This is a genomic window from Tumebacillus amylolyticus, assembly GCF_016722965.1.
Classification (GTDB): domain Bacteria; phylum Bacillota; class Bacilli; order Tumebacillales; family Tumebacillaceae; genus Tumebacillus; species Tumebacillus amylolyticus.
The window spans coordinates 1-3,930 of sequence record NZ_JAEQNB010000019.1 but is presented as its reverse complement, the minus strand read 5'-3'; the positions used below and the strand labels follow the sequence as shown (position 1 = coordinate 3,930).

At 46.7% G+C, this 3,930-nt stretch carries 1 protein-coding gene, 8 tRNA genes and 1 rRNA gene; all 10 read left to right on the top strand.

Annotated features, from left to right (window positions below):
* Nucleotides 1-18 precede the first annotated feature (18 nt).
* The 10 genes from rrf to JJB07_RS23440 all read left to right on the top strand — a co-directional run bounded on the left by rrf (nt 19) and on the right by JJB07_RS23440 (nt 3,883).
* Nucleotides 19-135 (top strand): 5S ribosomal RNA (gene rrf / locus JJB07_RS23485).
* Nucleotides 136-220: 85 nt separating this feature from the next.
* A complete protein-coding gene (locus JJB07_RS23480; RefSeq protein ID WP_201638489.1) occupies nt 221-2,938 on the top strand; it encodes a tetratricopeptide repeat protein in 2,718 nt (905 codons plus the stop codon).
* A gap of 228 nt (nt 2,939-3,166) precedes the next feature.
* Nucleotides 3,167-3,258 (top strand) — tRNA-Ser (locus JJB07_RS23475).
* Between the two features lie 14 nt (nt 3,259-3,272).
* Nucleotides 3,273-3,349, top strand: a tRNA-Met gene (locus tag JJB07_RS23470).
* Between the two features lie 9 nt (nt 3,350-3,358).
* Nucleotides 3,359-3,442: transfer RNA gene (locus JJB07_RS23465), tRNA-Tyr, on the top strand.
* A gap of 20 nt (nt 3,443-3,462) precedes the next feature.
* A tRNA-Trp gene (locus JJB07_RS23460) sits at nt 3,463-3,538 on the top strand.
* Nucleotides 3,539-3,544: 6 nt separating this feature from the next.
* Nucleotides 3,545-3,620: transfer RNA gene (locus JJB07_RS23455), tRNA-His, on the top strand.
* A gap of 25 nt (nt 3,621-3,645) precedes the next feature.
* Nucleotides 3,646-3,720 (top strand) — tRNA-Gln (locus tag JJB07_RS23450).
* Nucleotides 3,721-3,724: 4 nt separating this feature from the next.
* Nucleotides 3,725-3,800, top strand: a tRNA-Lys gene (locus JJB07_RS23445).
* A gap of 7 nt (nt 3,801-3,807) precedes the next feature.
* Nucleotides 3,808-3,883 (top strand) — tRNA-Ala (locus tag JJB07_RS23440).
* The last annotated feature ends 47 nt before the right edge of the window (nt 3,884-3,930 follow it).

Here is a 3,930-nt window from a genome sequence, read left to right as displayed (position 1 = left end):
CTTCATCCAGTTTCATGTTCTCGTGATGATGGCGGAAAGGTCACACCTGTTCCCATCCCGAACACAGAAGTTAAGCTTTCCAGCGCCGATGGTACTTGGACCGCAGGGTCCCGGGAGAGTAGGATGTCGCGAGGCAAGTGAAAAGACTCGATCCCGAAAGGATCGAGTCTTTATTTGTATATCAAGTGGATTGAGGTGATGAGAAGTGTCGGTAGATTTTATGATCAGCTACAACCGCCAAGATGAACAATGGGCGCTTGTAATCAATCGGGCACTGAAGAAACAGGGCTATTCGACGATTATGCAAAAACAGGATTTTAAAGCAGGCGGCAATTTTGTCCTTCAAATGCATAAGGCCGTTCAAGAGGCAGAACGGGTTTTGCTTGTTTTGTCTCAGTGTTTTTTGGACTCCGTTTATACGCAGCCGGAATGGGCTGCTTTTTTTGCCGACGACCCACAGGGAGAAAAAGGGTTGATTGTTCCGGTGAAAATCGGGAAGTGTGATCCCCAGGGGCTTCTGAAAACCTTGGTACATATTGATCTTACGTCTTTCTCGATTTCTGAGTATCAAGCGATGGACGTTCTAGTTAGGGAGTTGGCTCACATATCGCCAACTTTGCTCCCTGAGAAACAATCGGTGGTGTGGAGTATGCAGTATGATCGCAATGAGCTGTTTGTTGGTCGGGATGAGGTGGTCGAGGGATTGTTTCGAGAGGAGTTCGATAGTTCGAAGAACAGTCCTGTTATTAGAGTTTTGACTGGGCTTGGGGGGATTGGGAAGACACAAATTGCTTTAGAATATGCGTATCGAGCGCGTGAACGAGCTTCTTACGGACTTTTTGCTTGGATTCAGGCGGAAGACTCAGCATCTCTACATAACGGGTTTCGCAGACTGGCAGAAAAACTCGGATTGCACTTTCAAGATGAGCAGAATATGCTGGATACCCTGAAGCAAGCGTTAGAAACGAGATCAGACTGGCTCTTGATCCTTGATAATGCAGAAGATCTCACCCAACTTCAAGGGTATCTTCCACAGCAGGGGGGAGGGCATATTTTGGTTACCTCACAAAATCCCATTTGGCGAGGGAAATCTGTAGAGTTGGATTTTATGGAGGACGCGAGTTCTGTAGAGTTACTCTTGCGTCGGGCAAACCTCATGGAAAAACAAGGTGGGAGTTTGTACGATGAAGCGTTGGAATTGGTCAGGTTATTGGGGAACTTGCCATTGGCTGTGGAGCAAGCGGGGGCCTATATAGAAGCGGCTGAAATTACAATTCGTGAGTACATGGAACGTTTTCGGGCCTATAAAATCGAGGTTTTTACGAATGAGGAATTCAACTCGAATCAAAAAACGGTTGCGACCACGTTGGAGCTCTCGTTGAAAAGGATTCAAGAGAAAATGCCCATCGCCAAAGACATTATGGAGCTTTGTTCTTATCTGGCACCAGACGAAATTCAACTTGAGATGTTGGTGAACGGAAGGGCGGCACTTCCGGAGCCCTTGACGCAGTTATTGGGGAACTCGCTGCAACTCGATAAGTTTCGGACCGTGCTGCGCCGTTATTCCCTAATTCGGTATGATAAGTCAAGCGGTGCTTTCTCCATTCACAGGCTGACTCAGTTGGTGATCCGAGAAATGCAGACGTGTGGAGAAAAGTTATACTGGGTCAAATACGCGTATCGTTTGATGGAAGCAGTGTTTCAATTCGATAAGGCAGAATCTGTCTCATGGAAGGGAATTCAGTCCCTTTTGTCCCACGTCGACTCCGTAACGGGACATGCACGACAACTGAAAGTCGATCTGGATCGAGTGGGGGACTTGGCTGACCAAGCCGGGATACTCTATCGTGAACTGGGTTTGTATCGGCAGGCCGAAGAGGAGCTAATGAAGGGTTATGAAATGAGGGTAGAAGTGTATGGTGAGTGTAGTGAGCCGGTGAGTTTGGCGGCGAATCATATTGGTTCACTCATGCATGAACAAGGAAAGTTTTCGGAGGCCGAAAGATGGTACTTGAGAGCTTTGCAAATTTGGAAGGCTTTGTTTGGGGAGCAGGACATTGAATTGTCTACAATCTACAACAATCTTGCAGGTGTGTATCTCAAACAAGGGCTTTACGAAGAGGCGGAGCGTTGTTTTCTCCACATACTAGGTCCGAACCCAGCGAGTGTAGAAGTAGATATTGACGACCCTGTCGTGTGGATGGGGTTCAACAATTTTGCTGAACTCTTGCAGAAAAAAGGAGATCGAAAAAAAGCGGAAGAGTACTTTCTTCATGCCTACCGATATACACAAAAATATTTTGGAGAAAAAAACCCACATTTTATAACGGTTTGCTCCAACTTAGGGCTTTTGTATGCGGATAACAAGGACTTTGCACAAGGGGAATTTTATCTTTTGAGAGCGATAGAGATCGGAGAGGAACTGTTTGGTCCATCTCATGTGAAAGTAGGACGGGATGTAAACAATCTGGGGTATCTGTTGTATCGAAAAGGCGAATATGATCAGGCCTTGCATTGTTTTAACCGAGCATTGGCTGTGTACAAGGAAGGATTGGAACCTGATAACCCTGAATTGGCCAGTGTTCTAAACAATCATGGATTAATCATGGAAGCCAAAAAGGAACTTCACAAGGCAATTAATTATTATCAACAGGCGCTTGAAATCAACGAAAAGTCGTATGGACATTGGCATCCTAAAGTTGCGGCGAATCTTCTCAACATTGGGATTGCATACTTTTATATGGGTGATCTTAGTAAATCCTTGGAGATGTTATTGGATACGATGAACATCGAAGAAAAGGTCTTTGGAGTGGAACATCCTGAATTGGAACATGTGTATAGTGGGCTTATCGCGGTGTATTCTAAAATGGGGAATACGACTTGTGCTGTTGTGTACCATCGTAAAGTGCTGGCATTGAGAGTGAAGTACGGGAACTAAGAGGCAATCAGCATGTGATTGCCTCTTTTTATATGCGTTAAACCACATTCAGGTGATATGAAGACATATTATTAGTATATGAGAGCTGATTTCGTTATACACCAAAATAGAACCGGAAATGGTGCATAGTCCATATTGAAGGCGATGGGGTATCATGATAAGATACATCTTGTCGCCGAGAGATACGGTGAGCGAGATTACGAAACACACGAAACACCTTCTTATCATGGAGAGATGTCCGAGCTTGGTCGAAGGAGCACGATTGGAAATCGTGTAGGCGGGAAACCGTCTCAAGGGTTCGAATCCCTTTCTCTCCGCCATTACCTTCTATTGTGGCGGTGTAGCTCAGCTGGCTAGAGCATTCGGTTCATACCCGGAGGGTCGGGGGTTCGAATCCCTCCGCCGCTACCAATTTCATATGGAGAGGTACCAAAGTGGCCAAATGGGGCGGACTGTAAATCCGTTGCGTAAGCTTCGAAGGTTCGAATCCTTCTCTCTCCACCATTTTTCACCTTAAACTTCGCAGGGGCATAGTTCAGTTGGTAGAACGTCGGTCTCCAAAACCGAATGTCGTGGGTTCAAGTCCTGCTGCCCCTGCCAATCATGGCGGTCGTGGCGAAGTGGTTAACGCACCAGATTGTGGCTCTGGCATTCGGGGGTTCGATTCCCCTCGATCGCCCCATGATTTTTACAACAACAGCACTCGTTGGGGAGTCGCCAAGCGGTAAGGCAACGGACTTTGACTCCGTCATGCGAAGGTTCGATCCCTTCCTCCCCAGCCATTGCGAGCCATTAGCTCAGTTGGTAGAGCACCTGACTTTTAATCAGGGTGTCGAAGGTTCAAGTCCTTCATGGCTCACCAGTTTTACGGGGGATTAGCTCAGTTGGTAGAGCACCTGCCTTGCAAGCAGGGGGTCAGCGGTTCGAATCCGCTATTCTCCACCATGTATTATTCCTCGATAGCTCAGTTGGTAGAGCGCCCGACTGTTAAT